We start from the raw sequence: 14,828 nt of genomic DNA on the forward strand, positions 1-14,828 counted from the left end.
ATGACCCCATCTTTAATTTTCATGGCTTTCATATCCTGACCGCCAATGTCTAAGATAAAATCTACTTGTGGTAAGAAGTGCTGAGCTCCTTTAAAATGAGCCATAGTCTCAATTTCGCCTAAATCGATTCTAAGGGCTGATTTAATAAGTCCTTCACCATAACCTGTGACAGTACTCTTGCTAATTTTAAGGTCTTTTGGCAATACCTCATACACATCTTTTAATATTACAATAGCTTGGTTTAAAGGGCTTCCTAAATTACTACTATAATAGGTGTACAAAAGCTCCCCATTATCGCCAATTAATGCCGCCTTTGATGTCGTTGAACCTGCATCAATCCCCAAAAACACATTGCCTTTATAACTACTTAAATCTGCTCTTTGCACTTTGTACTTATTGTGTTTCTCATAAAAATCTTCTAATTCTTTAGAGTCTTTAAATAAAGGCTCTAATCTTTGAACTTCTTCATGTTGAAATTCATCAATATGATCTAATTTGCTATTTATAGTGGAGAAAGAAATCTCCTTGCCTTCATCTTTAGATGATAAAGCCGCACCCATAGCAACATATAATTGCGCGTTTTCTGGGTATATGACCTGTTCTTCTCTTAATTGTAAGGTTTCGATAAATCTCTCTCTAAGTTCAGATAAAAAATGTAAGGGTCCTCCCAAAAAGGCAATGTTTCCTCTAATGGGTTTACCACATGCTAAGCCACCTATTGTTTGATTAACTACTGCCTGTAGTACCGATGCAGCAATATCTTCTTTAGCTGCCCCCTCATTTAATAGAGGCTGCACATCTGTTTTTGCAAAAACACCACATCGAGATGCAATAGGATAAATCACCTTATGGTTTTTAGAAAGTTCATTTAGTCCAGATGCATCTGTTTGAAGCAACGTAGCCATTTGATCGATAAATGCACCTGTTCCACCTGCACAGGTTCCATTCATCCGCTGCTCTAAGGATTGATCAAAGTAAGTGATTTTAGCATCCTCTCCACCTAGTTCAATAGCTACATCCGTCTTGGGTATTAGCGTTTCTACAGTCTTTGTAGACGCAATAACTTCTTGTACAAAACTTATCTGCAACCAATTAGAGATAGAAAGTCCTGCAGAACCCGTTACGGCTGCAGTAACATTAATGTTTCCCAACTCTTCATAGGCCTCGTTAATGATTCCTTTAAAGGTTGTTTGTATATTGGATAAATGTCTCTTGTATTTGCTATAGACAATATTTAATTCTTCATCAAAAATCACTAGTTTTATAGTAGTTGAGCCAACGTCTAAACCTAGATGATAACATCTATTTTTATTTATCAAAAAATGATTCTCCTTTCGCCGAACTAGCTATGTATGTTTAATATCATAAATAAGCCGCAGATTGCCTCGACCAATCTCCTATCCAAATTAACGGCTTACTCGTTACATTATATCATAAGGTCAACGATAGGACACTCTATGATACCGATATCAGATTTGTAAACAATTTACATCCTTAAAAGTGTATATTTTATCTCACCAAAAACGCTATCAATCTTCATTTTTAGCTAAAATATTAGATAATGGTTTTATTATCCTTTCCCCTAAAAAAATATAGTGATATAATAATACTCTATGAATTCTATTTGTAAAAGTAGTAATTTAAATACAACACCTTAAGAGAAATCAAAGGAGGTTTATATGAATCGTTCTGATACACATACTATCTCTTTTAAAAATATGTTCGTAGAGAGTATACATATTTTTAAAAGAAATCTATATGAGCTATTATCATTAGCTACTATTCCCTTTATGACTTTTAGTTTATTATACTTATATATTGGGGAGTCTACAATAGAATCTTTACAGCAAGTTCCTCCTGGCGTCGTAATAATACTAGGAATCCTTTTTTTTATTACGAACGTCTTCATTTTCCCTATAATAATTTATATGGTCCAAGAGGATCAATTGGGTAAATCAATTACCGCAAAGATGAGTTTTACTGCTATTAAAGGAAAGTTTGGCGGACTCTTTTTCGCTCTTACAGCGTACACTGGCATTATGATGTTTCTTGGGCTTATGAGTGTATTTATTTATACCATGATTGAATCCTACACCCTCTTGATAAGCCTTGTGAGTATTTTCCTTTCAATTTTTATGCTGAAACTGCTTATCGATCTATTGTTTTATCAACAGTCTATGGTTTTAAAAGATCAGAAAACAATTCAATCTTTTGCATATAGCCGCAATACTGCAAAAAAGTTTTGGTGGAAAGTGTTTCATTCTTACTTTCTCCTAGACATATGTTCGTTTTTGGCATTAAACCTTTTATTCTCTTTTCTAATGCCACTAGAAAACCACTTGATTATAAGCATCCTCCAAGGATTCTTCCAAGGGATAGTCAGTGTGTATATACAGGTTTTTGTTACATTGATGTTTATTAAAATCAATGCTCAGGATGAATAAAGCCATCAGGCCTTAGGTATCCTTTTTAGTCAAAATGTAACTTTAGCGCGTTGAATCGTTATTGAATGATCGTTAAACAATTGTAAATGCTAGTCGCTAGTAGCTGTGGCTGACCAAAGAGAAATACCCGTAAGAAATACTGGCCAGCTAATAGCTGGTAGCTAAAAAACTGATGCTTGCGCATCAGTTTTTTTTATGCGTCTCTCAATTTTGCTTCTAATTTTACTTCTATTTCTTCAATAATCTTCGTGAAGATTTCATTTACTTCTCCATCTGTCAAAGTACGGTCTTTTGCTCTAAAGACTAAAGAATAAGCCATGCTCTTGTGGCCTTCTGGAATTTGTTCTCCACGGTAGATGTCAAATATTTTTACATCTTGTAATAGATTTTTTCCATTTGCTTTAATAATATCTTCTATTTCTTTTGCTGTTACTTGTTCTTTTACAAGTAAAGCCATATCCCTAGTCATTTCTGGGTATTTTGGAAGTTCTGTAAATGTGATTTCTTCTTTAGATAAAGCAAAGAGCTTATCAATATTTAGTTCACATACATAGACTCTTTGTGGTAAGTCGTAATTTTCTACAACTATTGGGTGAAGTTCTCCAAGAACGCCCACCTCTTCATTTCCAATAAGTAGTCTAGCAGCTCTACCTGGATGGAAACTTGGGTGACTTAATCTATTGTATTCAAGCTCTTCACTTATTCTTAATTTTTCTAATAAAAGCTGTACATATCCTTTTAAAGTAAAGAAATCTTTATCGCCATACATCCCTAAACAAAGCTTTTTCTCTTCAAGAGGCAATGTTTTTCCTAAATCTTCTACATTGCTATATACCGTTGCAATTTCAAATAACATTGCCTCGCTAGCGTTTCTATGGTAATTATGAGAAAGCACTTGAAGCATAGCTGGTAAAAGAGTAGGTCTCATAATGCTATTTTCTTCTCCTAAAGGATTGATTATTTTTACGCTATTAAACAATGGATCTTCTTGTGTAATATTTAAAGCAGTTAATCGGCTCATTCCTGTAAATGAAGTCGTTAAAATCTCATAAAATCCTTTAAAGCGAAGTGTATTTCGAATATCTAGTTCAAGAACTTGTTTTTTATTTCGGCCGCCTTTTGTAGTTACACCCTTCATAATAGTGTTTGGAATATTGTTATAGCCATATAATCGAGCGATTTCCTCTGCAATATCTTCTTTGATTTCTAAATCTTGGCGGTAGGTTGGGGTTTCTACTAAAAGCTTATTTCCATTTACTTCTACGTTTAAGAATAAGCGCTCTAAATACTCCTTCATTTCATCAACAGATATTTCAATTCCTATAAGCTTGTTGATCCAGTCAGCATCTACTTCTATTGTGACTGGCTCTACCTTTTTAGGGTAAACATCTACCATTCCTTGTAAAACCGTGCCAGCACCCATTTCCTCAAGCAATTGAGCAGCTCGGTCTGCTGCCATAGCTGCAAGATTAGGGTCTACACCCTTTTCAAAGCGATTAGCAGCTTCACTCCTAAGACCTAATTTCCTTCCAGTTAATCGGACACTCTTCTTGTTAAAGGCAGCTGCCTCTATAACTACCATTGTTGTATTATCATCAATATCAGAATTAGCTCCACCCATAACTCCTGCTATAGCTACTGGCTCTTTGCCATTGGTTATGACAATCATATCTTCTGTTAGTTCTCTATCTATATCATCTAGCGTAGTTAATTTTTCTGATTTATGAGCTCTTCGAACTAAAATCTCTCCAGTATTTAACTTATTGTAGTCAAAAGCGTGAAGAGGTTGCCCCATTTCTAGCATGACATAGTTGGTCACATCTACAATATTACTAATTGGGCGAATGCCACTGTTTAAAAGCCTTCTTTGCATCCAGTCAGGAGATGGCTCAATTTTATTTACCTTTACCATTCTCGCTGCATAACGAGGGCAAAGCTCTTCATCTTCGATAGCGATTTTTAGATAATCCTCAATCTTTTCTTGTATCTCATTTACTTCCACAATTGGAAAGACAAGATGGCGATCAAAAGTTGCTGAAACCTCTCTTGCTATTCCCATAAGGGATAAGCAATCGGATCTGTTTGCAGTTAGTTCAAATTCGACAATTTTGTCATCTAAACCTAAAATAGGTTTTACGTCAGAGCCAAGGGCATATTCCTCTTTCAAAATATAAATTCCTTCTGTATCCTCTTTATGGAGTAGAGAGGTATTCATACCTAGCTCTCCAGCAGAACACATCATGCCACAGGATTCTATGCCTCTAAGCTTTGACTTTTTAATTTTTAAATCTTTTAATTTTGCACCAATTTTAGCTACTGGAATATAGTCTCCTTGGCGAATATTGTTTGCACCTGTTACGATTTGAATTACTTCTTCTCCAACATCTACCTTTGTTACTACTAGTTTATCCGCATCAGGGTGCTTTTCAATAGAGAGAATTTTACCTACAACTACATTTGTGACCTCTTTTCCTAATTCTTCGATTCCCTCGACCTTTGTGCCAGACATGGTCATCTTTTCTTCAAATTCTTTCGTTTGTATATCATCTATTTCAACAAAGTCATTTAACCAATTTAACGATGTAAACATAAAAACCTCTCCTTATTTAAACTGTTTTAAGAATCGAATGTCATTTTCAAACATCAATCTTAAATCTGAAATTCCGTACTTAATCATGGCAATCCGATCTAAGCCCATACCAAAGGCAAATCCGCTGTACTCTTCTGGATCAATATTGCAATCCTTAAGTACATTAGGGTGAACCATACCACAACCTAGTATTTCAATCCAACCTGTATTAGAACAAACGCGACATCCTTCGCCGCCGCACATAAAACAAGTTACATCCATTTCTGCACTTGGCTCAGTAAAATAAAATTGATGAGGTCTAAATTTTGTCTTGGTCTCTGGTCCAAATAAAATCTTAGCAAACATATCTAAGGTTCCCTTTAAATCGCTCATGGTAATCCCCTTATCAATTACTAAGCCTTCTACCTGATGGAAAACTGGAGAATGAGTAGCATCAATTTCATCGCTTCGGTACACTCTGCCTGGTGCAATCATCTTAATAGGTAGCTTTTGTGATAACATGGTGCGAACTTGAATAGGTGATGTTTGGGTACGAAGAACCACTTCATCCGCTACATAAAAAGTGTCTTGTAAATCTCTAGCAGAATGGTCTTTTGGCACGTTTAGCATATCAAAATTATACTTTGACCATTCAATTTCAGGTCCTTCTTCAATTGTAAAACCCATCCCTATAAAGACATCGGATAATTCTTCAATGACCCTATTTAAAGGATGAAATCCACCTAATTCCTCTTTTTTGCTAGGTAAAGTAATATCTATTGATTCTTGATCAAATTTTCTATTTTGTTCGATGGATTTCATAGCTAGTTTTTGTTCTTCTATTTTACCTTCAATAGCTTCTCGAACTTCATTTGCAACTTTTCCTATGACAGGTCTTTCTTCTTTGCTCAAACTGCCCATACCCTTTAAGATATTTGTCAATTCTCCTTTTTTTCCCAAATACTTTACTCGAATTTCTTCTAACTCTTTTAAAGTATTTACAGATTGGATATCACCCAAGGCAACTGCCTGAATGTTTTCTAATTTTTCTTTCACTTTTTTACTCCTCTCCCTGTTCAATGATTATTGTAGAGTAAACCTTAGAATCTCCTTCGCCGATTCTGCGGTCGCGCCATTCGCTAAATGAAACCTAAAGCTTTCATTTACGTAAATATCTAACTCCTCAATCAAATTAGCAAGCTATTTGATTGTTTCGTCAGATATTTACTACGAAAGCTTCGCTTTCGCTTAGCTCATTAGTTCGCGTAAAAAAATCGTCTCTTGCTATAAGCAAGGGACGATTTTTATAAACCGCGGTACCACCCTAATTGATGTGAATCCTCTTTAAATGTATCGGTTTTAACCGTTAAGGTATACTGTTATTTCCACCTTAAAGCTTAAGAGCGAACTTCAATGGCCTGTTATTGTAAGTACTTCCAGCTAATGTACCTACTCTCTTTAATAAAAGATTACCCATTTACTTTTCTCCTTCATTGCCTTATTATTCTGTTTTTATCAAAGATAAACGTAAGAAACGCTTTGCAAGTTTCTCGTATTCATGCGATAGATATTATATCCATAATTTAAAAATATGTCAAATCCATCCTACAAAGTAGCTATATGATACATGATGATTGCAGCTGCTATAGATGCATTTAAAGACTCTGCCTTACCATAAATAGGAATTTTGACATGTAAATCACATGCATCTAATACTTCCTTTGAAATTCCATTTGCTTCATTTCCAATGACTAAGGCATATTTTTTCTTTGCTTCTATATTCGTATAGAAGTAATCTGTGTTCAATTGAGTGCCTACTATAGTATATCCTTTTTTTCGAATAGAGTCTATTTCCTGTAAAATATCTGCGTCCTTTTTTATATTGACATGAAATAAAGACCCCATTGTTCCACGAATGGTCTTGTCATTGTAAATATCCACACAGCCCTTGCTACAAATAATATTGTGAAACCCAGCAGCATCCCCAGTTCGAATAATGGTACCTAAATTTCCCGGGTCTTGCAAACGATCAAGAATAAGTACACTAGAATCCCTAAAGTCCATTATCTGAGGAAAGGAATTAATAGCAATGATTCCCTCTGAATGCTCCATAGAAGTAAGCTTTTCAAAGAGATGATCTTCTACCTCATATATTGGCAGGTCTTCTCTTACTAATTCACGTATATTCCTATACTTTTTTGTACTTTTAGCAGATATAAAAATCGATTTAAGTTTTTCGCCACTTTCTATTGCATCTTCGATAACTTTATAGCCTTCTAAGATATACTCTTTTGAGCTCTCTCGGTATTTTTTCATCTTCAGCTTTTGTAGGTGTTTTATAGCTTTGTTTTCATGACTTTCTATATACTGCATAGAATCACCTTAGCTTTGCAAGGAATAGAGAGTTTTATTGTCACCTATACAAACTAAAATATCGTCTTTCCAGATTTTATCTGTTGGTTTAGGAGAGATATTTAAGTGATCTCCTCTTTTTACTGCAATGACATTAATACCGTGCTTAGCCCGCAAGTCCAACTCTGCAAGACTCTTACCTCCCCATTCTTCTAGGGCGTTAATTTCCATAACACTATGGTTTGGGTCTAATTCAATTAAATCTAAGATATTGTTTGAGACGATATTGTGAGCAACTTTTCTTCCCATATCCCGTTCGGGTAAAAATACCTTGTGCACCCCAATTTTATAAAGGACTTTGGCTTGTTGTTCATTTAAGGCTTTGGCATAAACTTTTTTAATGCCAAGCTCTAGGGCATTTAAAGCAGCTAAAATGCTCTTATTAACATCTGTTCCAATAGACACAATTGCAACTTCTACATTTCTTAGACCAAGTTCCTCTAAAGTATCCATATTGGTGGCATCTGCCTGAACAGCGTACGTAACTTTATCTGATATATTTCTAATGATATCTTCTCTTACATCAATAGCTATTACATCGTAGCCTAAATTGTATAGAGAAGTAGCTAAACTGTACCCAAACCTTCCTATACCTATTACTGCAAATTGATTTTTCATCATTCACACCTACCCTACTAAAATATCTCCATCTGGATATCTATATTTTCCTTTGTGACTTGACGACTGTAATTGGGCTACGGCCAAGGCAATAGTAAGCGGCCCTAATCGTCCAATAAACATAGTTAAAATAATTACCAATCTTCCTACAGTAGTTAACTCTTGCGTAATACCCATTGTCAAACCTACTGTAGCAAATCCTGACACTACTTCATAACAGATTTCTAGAAAACTTGCATCTTCTGTAAAACTTAGAATCGCTATTGCCACGATGACAACGAAGAGTGCTATGCATACAACAGACAGGGCCCTTTTTACTACGTTGATGGGAATGGTTCTTTTAAATACTTCTGTCTCTTCTTTACCTTTTAATACAGATACTACGGTAAGTAGTATGGTAGCAAAAGTAGTGGTTTTAATACCACCACCGGTAGAACCAGGAGAAGCACCAATAAACATGAGTATTATAGTCAAAAATGAAGACGCTGTGGTCATAGCTCCTAGATCTAAAGAATTATAACCCGCTGTTCTAGGTGTTACGGATTGAAACCACGAGGCCAATATTTTGACATCTAATGGCAAATCTTTCATTGTTCCAGGATTATTGTATTCAAAAAGGAAAAACAAAATCATCCCCACCACAAGCAAAGCCATATTGATGATAAGTACTAATTTTGTATGGACGACTAGCTTCTTAAAACTTCGCTTTTTAAATATATCACTGGCTACAAAAAATCCCAATCCTCCTATTACGATCAGCATTCCAATTGTAATAGTTATAATATAGTTGTCTACATAACCTGTTATACTTCGGTAATTTCCAATCAAATCAAATCCAGCATTACAAAATGAGGATATAGAATGAAACACCCCCATAATAATACCTCTACCCAAACCGTAATCTGGTGTAAACCCAATGGTAAGGAGTACTGCACCTATTAGCTCTACAGTGAAGGTATACAGCAAGACGTACTTCGTATATTTTACAATACCCCCGAGATTATAGGCATTAAATCCCTCTTGGAGCACAAGTCGCTCTTTTAGCCCAATTCTCTTTCTTGCAATAAAAAAGGCTAAAGTCGTAAAGGTCATAAAGCCCAATCCACCGATTTGAATCAATGCGATAATAATAAATTGGCCAAATCCGGACCAATAAGTACCAGTATCCACAACGATTAACCCTGTCACACATACTGCTGAAGTAGCAGTGAAAAGTGCAGAAACAAAATCTGTCCACTCTCCTGAAGCAGAGGAGAAAGGAGTCATGAGTATAAGAGCTCCAATTAATATCATAATTGCAAACCCGACAACTAATATTTGAGTTGGATTAAACCATTTTCTGCTATGCATTTGGTACTCTTTAAAATAATTTATAAATCTCTTTAAAAGGCTATACCTTTCCACTTTGCACATCTCCATTAAATAATCTAAACCATGAGAACACAGCGTATTGTAAATGAATTAAGACCTCAATAAGAGGTCTTAATTGTTGTACTATGCTAACTTACTTTTTGCAATATCAACTAATTGTTTGAATCCATCTGGATCGTTAACAGCTAATTGAGCAAGGATTTTTCTGTCAATTTGCACTTCCGCTTTTTTAAGACCATTCATAAATCTAGAGTAACTCAAATCGTGCATTCTTGTTGCTGCATTGATTCTAGTGATCCATAAGCTTCTGTAATCTCTCTTCTTTTGTTTTCTACCTACATAAGAAGAACGAAGCGCTCTCATTACCGCTTCATTAGCTGGTCTATATTGTTTGCTTTTCGCACCGTAATATCCTTTTGCTAATTTTAATATTTTTTTATGTTTTTTCTTAGCATTTACTGCTTTTTTTACTCTTGCCACTTGCTTAACCTCCTATCAGTCTTTATATTAATAAGGTAATATTTTCTTTATATTTTCAGCATCTGCGCCCATTAAATAACCAGTTTGTCTTAAGTTTCTCTTTCTCTTAGCACTCTTTTTTGTTAAGATATGACTTTTGAAAGCTTTAGCTCTTTTTACTCTACCTGATTTTGTTACAGTAAATCTCTTTGCTGCTCCTCTATGACTTTTCATTTTTGGCATTTTACTTCCTCCTTCGTCTACATTGCTATTATTTATATCATCAAACGAAAGTTTGACATTAGCATTTAATTGTTTTCTTTTAAAGGCACAAGGTTGATAACCATACTTCTACCTTCTAATCTAGGTGGTTTCTCCATTTTACCAACATCAGAGACTTTTTCAGCAAACTTTAATAGCAAATCTTTTCCCACGTTTGTATAAGACATCTCTCTGCCTCTAAAGCGCACAGAAGCCTTTACTCGATCTCCATTTTCTAAGAATTTGCGACAATTTTTTGCCTTTACATCTAAGTCATGTTCTTGAACATTTGCAGACATTCTAATTTCTTTAATATTAATTACTTTTTGTTTCTTTTTAGCTTCTTTCTCTTTGCGGCTTTGCTCATATCGAAACTTTCCATAATCTAATATTCTGCAAACAGGTGGTTTTGCATTAGGGGATATTTTAACTAAATCTAATTCCCTTTCATCTGCTAATCTCTGAGCTTCTCTGCCACTCATAACTCCTAGCTGATTGTCATCCTGGTCAATTACTCTTACTTCCTTATCTCTGATTTGTTCGTTGATTTGGAATTCCTTGCTAATATTAACACACCTCCATATAATTAAATGAGAAAAATCATTTCCCCAATTTATAAACAATATTTCTTTTGTTTGCTATAACGTCTTTTCTAAACAATATACTCAAGTTTCTTTTTTCCGCTTTCCACATTCAGCTTATTAAGTATCCATACCACATAAAAATAGAAACAGCATTTTAAAAAGAAAACTCTTTACAAAAGAAAAAAAGCAGATAGACAAAGTTCTACCTGCTCATAAATATACACGTTTATACATGTTCGTAATTTCACGTAATATTTACCTTTGCTCCCAAGAACCTAAGGTGAGAAGTGAACTTCTACTTTGTTTTCTAATAGAGTATATCATCTTATGTAATCATAGTCAAATATTTTTTAATAATTTGTCCATAATATTTTCGTAACACTTTTTTAACCTAGTTTAAGTACTTGAGGAAAAACTTACTATCTTTTTATTCAATTTTGATTCATTATATTTTACTATTTGCACAAGATATTATCAAGAAAAAAGGAGAGTGAAAAAGATGCTAAAGTACAAAGAGAAAATTTTGACTACAACTGCAGTAACCTTATTAGCTTTGTCACTCCTAAATATTCAAGCCTTAGGTTTACTAAACACACCATGGATTAGGCTTTCTCTATTATTTATCTTAGTTGGCAACTTAGTTTATAAGAAGAAATCAGCCTATATCCCACAATTTATAACAAACACTTCTATTAAGGAAGAGAAAAAGGATATAACAGAAAAAAGCAATATCACCTTTAACGATGTAGCAGGTCTCGATGAAATTAAAGATGAAATGAATGAGCTCTGCGATTTTTTAGTAAATCCTAATAAGTACTTGAAAATTGGAGCTAAAATCCCTAAAGGCGTTTTGTTTTACGGACCTCCGGGAACAGGGAAGACATTACTTGCAAAAGCTTTAGCAGGAGAGACAAAAGCCACATTCTTATACGCTAGCGGTTCTGAATTCGTGGAAAAATTTGTAGGTATTGGCGCAAGCCGAATTCGTTCTCTATTTGAAAAAGCCAAAAAAAACGCACCTTGCATCATATTTATTGATGAATTAGATGCAATAGGGATCTCAAGAAGCGTGGATAATAATAGTGAGAGAGATCAGACCCTCAACCAACTATTAGTGGAATTAGATGGTTTTAACGAATATGATAATGTCATAGTAATTGCAGCAACAAACCGAATGGACATCTTGGATAAAGCACTCTTAAGACCGGGCAGATTTGATCGACACGTATATGTAGGTAATCCTAGTGTAAAAGCTAGAGAAGCAATTTTGAAGGTTCACTTTAAAAACAAACCTGTAAAAAATGATGTAGACATTGCTTCTCTAGCCAAAAAAACCCATGGCATGTCTGGTGCTCATTTAGCAAATGTAATAAATGAAGCCGCCTTATTAGCTGTAAAACATAATTTAAACGAAATTGGTAATGAGGAACTTAATCAAGCTTTAATTAAAACAGTTGCTGGTATTAAAAACAAAACCACCGTATTGACAGATAAGGAAAAGCATATTGTCGCCTTCCATGAAGGTGGTCATGCTTTAGTAGGTAGCGTGCTTAATAATGATAATATTGAAAAAATTTCTATTATCCCTCACGGTAAAGCCTTAGGTTTTGTACTAAACACATCAAGTGAAGATAAATTTATTTTGACGAAAGAAGAGCTCAAAAACAAGATCACCATACTACTAGCAGGAAGAGCAGCAGAAGAAATCATCTTTAAGGAAATTTCTTCGGGGGCTCAAAATGATTTGGTAAAAGCCAATGAAATTGCATCTGCTATGGTTTGTGAATACGGTATGAGCCATTACAAAAATAAAACCTTTAATAAACGAGAAGATTTTTCAAGTTCAGATATTATCAACGAAGAAATAAACACCATATTAGATGATTGTTATAATATGGCCAATAGCGTAATTTATGAAAACATAAACAAATTGCACAAAATAGCTGAAATCTTATTAGCTAAAGAAACGATTAATGGGGATGAATTAGACACCATCTTAAAATCAGCATAAAAAAAGCCCTTGTGGGCTTTTTTTATGCTGTAAGTTCTACGTTGTAAGTTCTAAGTAAATACCTGGGGTATTCCTTTGGTGCAAGAGTTCAGTAATCAATAATTTGCATCCGCCTATAGCCACTATAAGCTTAAGGTCACTAAAAGTGACCTTGTGCTTTTACATAGAACTTAGAACTTACCACTTAAATCTGTTTCGTATTTATTTCTTCTAAAATCTCATTCAAGAATTCATTGTAATCTTTAGAGCCTTGGTCTCCGTCTTTTCTGGATCTTACAGATACGGTATTATTCTCTACTTCTTTATCTCCTACTACAAGCATATAAGGAGTCTTTTGCAATTGAGCTTCTCTAATCTTATAGCCGATTTTTTCATCTCTAAAGTCTACATCTACTCTTATACCATTATCTCGATATAGCTTTTTGATTTTATCACAATATTCGTGATGAATTGGAGCGATTGGCAAGATGATTACTTGTTGAGGTGTCAACCATAATGGGAATGCACCTGCAAAGTGCTCAACTAAGATTCCTATGAATCTCTCAATACTTCCAAGTACGGTACGATGTACCATTACAGGTCTATGTTTTTCTCCATCTGAGCCTACATAAGTCAAATCAAATCTCTCAGGCAATTGAAAATCTAATTGTATCGTACCGCATTGCCATGTTCTTCCTAGAGAGTCCTCTAAGTGGAAGTCGATTTTAGGACCATAGAAAGCCCCATCTCCTTCATTTACTTGATACTCTTTTCCCAAAAATTCTAAAGCCTCTCTAAGAACATCTGTAGCTCTATCCCACTGTTCTTGAGACCCAATAGATTTTTCGGGCCTTGTAGATAATTCTATATGATAGTTAAAGCCAAAGACATTGTATATATAATCTGTCAACTCAATTACTCCAACCAGCTCATCTTTCATCTGCTCAGGAGTCATATAAATATGAGCATCATCTTGGGTAAAGTTACGAACTCTCATAAGCCCATGTAATGCACCTGATAGCTCGTGACGATGAACAGATCCTAGTTCACCCATTCTCACAGGAAGATCTCTGTAAGAATGCATATGATTTTCATAAATCATCATAGAGCCAGGACAGTTCATAGGCTTAATAGCGAATTGCTTTTCGTCTATTTCTGTTGTATACATGTTTTCACTGTAATTGTCCCAGTGTCCCGACTTCTTCCAAAGCTCTACATCTAATATGGTTGGCGTTTTGATTTCGCTATAACCTCTTTTTGTATGCTCTTCTCTCCAGAAGTTTTCTAATTGATTTCGTAGAACCATACCCTTTGGATGAAAAAATGGAAATCCAGGGCCTTCTTCATGTAAAGAGAACAAGTCCAGTTCTTTTCCTAATTTTCTGTGGTCTCTCTTCTTTGCCTCTTCTATTTTCTCTACGTATTCCTCTACTTGACTCTTCTTCGGGAATGAAATCCCATAAATTCTTTGGAGCATTTTGTTCTTTTCGTCCCCTCGCCAATAAGCTCCAGCTATACTCAATAGCTTATAGGCTTTTACACTACCTGTATTCATCAAATGGGGTCCTGCACAAAGATCTATAAAATCTCCTTGTGAATAAAAGCTTATAATAGCGTCTTCTGGCAAGTTTTCAATAAGCTCTACCTTGTAATCTTCTCCCATAGCGATCATTTTTTCTAGAGCTTCTTTTCTCGGTAAAGTAAATCTTACGATTTCATTTTTTTCTTTGATGATTTTTTTCATTTCTGCTTCAATCTTCTCTAAATCTTCTGGTGTAAATGTTTTTTCTACATCAAAATCATAATAAAAACCATTGTCAATAGCTGGTCCTATTGCTAGCTTTGCCTTTGGAAATAACCTTTTGACAGCTTGCGCCATAATGTGAGTACTAGTATGCCAGTATGCGTGCTTTCCTCCCTCACTATCAAAAGTCAAAATATTTAATTGTGAATCTTCTGTAATTTCTGTTCGTAAGTCTACTAATTCACCATTTAATTCGCCAGCACAAGCCACTCTTGCTAAACCGTCGCTTAAGCTTTTAGCCACTTCGTAAATAGTAATATTATCTTTGTATTCATGAACAATGCCATCTTTTAATGTAACTTTTATCATATTGATC

12 protein-coding genes and 2 other annotated features are annotated in these 14,828 nt (G+C 34.8%); of the genes, 2 read left to right on the forward strand and 10 right to left on the reverse strand.

Going from position 1 to position 14,828, the window contains the following annotated elements; translation table 11 throughout:
* The coding region (locus tag Q7P22_RS14600) for a BadF/BadG/BcrA/BcrD ATPase family protein (protein ID WP_303865118.1) at positions 1-1,319 on the reverse strand (1,319 nt) is incomplete at its 3' end.
* Between the two features lie 360 nt (positions 1,320-1,679).
* Between Q7P22_RS14600 and Q7P22_RS14605 the strand changes: the two genes are divergently transcribed.
* On the forward strand, positions 1,680-2,444 hold the full coding sequence (locus Q7P22_RS14605) for a hypothetical protein (RefSeq protein WP_303865119.1): 765 nt from the start codon (positions 1,680-1,682) through the stop codon (positions 2,442-2,444).
* 193 nt (positions 2,445-2,637) lie between these two features.
* On the opposite strand, the gene pheT is transcribed toward Q7P22_RS14605, so the two are convergent.
* The 8 genes from pheT to infC form a co-directional block, all read right to left on the reverse strand.
* Positions 2,638-5,034 carry a phenylalanine--tRNA ligase subunit beta gene (pheT, locus tag Q7P22_RS14610; protein WP_303865120.1) on the reverse strand — a complete coding sequence of 799 codons (2,397 nt, stop codon included), beginning with the start codon at positions 5,032-5,034 and terminating at the stop codon, positions 2,638-2,640.
* Between the two features lie 12 nt (positions 5,035-5,046).
* Complete coding sequence (gene pheS / locus Q7P22_RS14615) at positions 5,047-6,069, reverse strand: phenylalanine--tRNA ligase subunit alpha (protein ID WP_113920508.1); 1,023 nt, start codon at positions 6,067-6,069, stop codon at positions 5,047-5,049.
* A 234-nt stretch (positions 6,070-6,303) separates the two neighbouring features.
* Positions 6,304-6,516, reverse strand: a binding site (T-box leader).
* A 102-nt stretch (positions 6,517-6,618) separates the two neighbouring features.
* On the reverse strand, positions 6,619-7,386 hold the full coding sequence (locus tag Q7P22_RS14620) for an RNA methyltransferase (protein ID WP_113920509.1): 768 nt from the start codon (positions 7,384-7,386) through the stop codon (positions 6,619-6,621).
* Between the two features lie 9 nt (positions 7,387-7,395).
* Positions 7,396-8,046, reverse strand: coding sequence for a TrkA family potassium uptake protein (locus tag Q7P22_RS14625; protein ID WP_113920510.1), 651 nt, complete (start codon positions 8,044-8,046; stop codon positions 7,396-7,398).
* Positions 8,047-8,052: 6 nt separating this feature from the next.
* Complete coding sequence (locus tag Q7P22_RS14630; protein ID WP_303865121.1) at positions 8,053-9,393, reverse strand: TrkH family potassium uptake protein; 1,341 nt, start codon at positions 9,391-9,393, stop codon at positions 8,053-8,055.
* A 144-nt stretch (positions 9,394-9,537) separates the two neighbouring features.
* The gene (rplT, locus tag Q7P22_RS14635; protein WP_113920511.1) at positions 9,538-9,894 is read right to left on the reverse strand and encodes a 50S ribosomal protein L20; all 357 of its coding nucleotides are present in this window, start codon (positions 9,892-9,894) and stop codon (positions 9,538-9,540) included.
* Positions 9,895-9,921: 27 nt separating this feature from the next.
* The gene (gene rpmI / locus Q7P22_RS14640) at positions 9,922-10,116 is read right to left on the reverse strand and encodes a 50S ribosomal protein L35 (protein WP_113920512.1); all 195 of its coding nucleotides are present in this window, start codon (positions 10,114-10,116) and stop codon (positions 9,922-9,924) included.
* Between the two features lie 65 nt (positions 10,117-10,181).
* The gene (gene infC, locus Q7P22_RS14645; RefSeq protein WP_242981727.1) at positions 10,182-10,757 is read right to left on the reverse strand and encodes a translation initiation factor IF-3; all 576 of its coding nucleotides are present in this window, start codon (positions 10,755-10,757) and stop codon (positions 10,182-10,184) included.
* Positions 10,758-10,890: 133 nt separating this feature from the next.
* Positions 10,891-11,025: a sequence feature (ribosomal protein L20 leader region), on the reverse strand.
* Between the two features lie 192 nt (positions 11,026-11,217).
* Between infC and ftsH the strand changes: the two genes are divergently transcribed.
* Positions 11,218-12,729, forward strand: a complete 1,512-nt coding sequence (gene ftsH, locus Q7P22_RS14650) for an ATP-dependent zinc metalloprotease FtsH (RefSeq protein WP_113920513.1) — start codon at positions 11,218-11,220, stop codon at positions 12,727-12,729.
* A 184-nt stretch (positions 12,730-12,913) separates the two neighbouring features.
* On the opposite strand, the gene thrS is transcribed toward ftsH, so the two are convergent.
* Positions 12,914-14,821 carry a threonine--tRNA ligase gene (thrS, locus tag Q7P22_RS14655; protein WP_113920514.1) on the reverse strand — a complete coding sequence of 636 codons (1,908 nt, stop codon included), beginning with the start codon at positions 14,819-14,821 and terminating at the stop codon, positions 12,914-12,916.
* Positions 14,822-14,828 lie beyond the last annotated feature (7 nt).

The sequence above is a fragment of the Alkalibaculum bacchi genome (assembly GCF_937875145.1).
Taxonomy (GTDB): Bacteria; Bacillota; Clostridia; order Eubacteriales; family Alkalibacteraceae; genus Alkalibaculum; species Alkalibaculum bacchi_A.

Excerpts from the sequence above, each read along its gene's own strand:
- Q7P22_RS14605 (WP_303865119.1), top strand. The coding sequence starts at position 1,680 with ATGAATCGTTCTGATACACATACTATCTCTTTTAAAAATATGTTCGTA.
- pheT (WP_303865120.1), bottom strand. The coding sequence starts at position 5,034 with ATGTTTACATCGTTAAATTGGTTAAATGACTTTGTTGAAATAGATGAT.
- Q7P22_RS14620 (WP_113920509.1), bottom strand. The coding sequence starts at position 7,386 with ATGCAGTATATAGAAAGTCATGAAAACAAAGCTATAAAACACCTACAA.
- Q7P22_RS14625 (WP_113920510.1), bottom strand. The coding sequence starts at position 8,046 with ATGATGAAAAATCAATTTGCAGTAATAGGTATAGGAAGGTTTGGGTAC.
- Q7P22_RS14630 (WP_303865121.1), bottom strand. The coding sequence starts at position 9,393 with ATGCATAGCAGAAAATGGTTTAATCCAACTCAAATATTAGTTGTCGGG.
- rpmI (WP_113920512.1), bottom strand. The coding sequence starts at position 10,116 with ATGCCAAAAATGAAAAGTCATAGAGGAGCAGCAAAGAGATTTACTGTA.
- ftsH (WP_113920513.1), top strand. The coding sequence starts at position 11,218 with ATGCTAAAGTACAAAGAGAAAATTTTGACTACAACTGCAGTAACCTTA.
- thrS (WP_113920514.1), bottom strand. The coding sequence starts at position 14,821 with ATGATAAAAGTTACATTAAAAGATGGCATTGTTCATGAATACAAAGAT.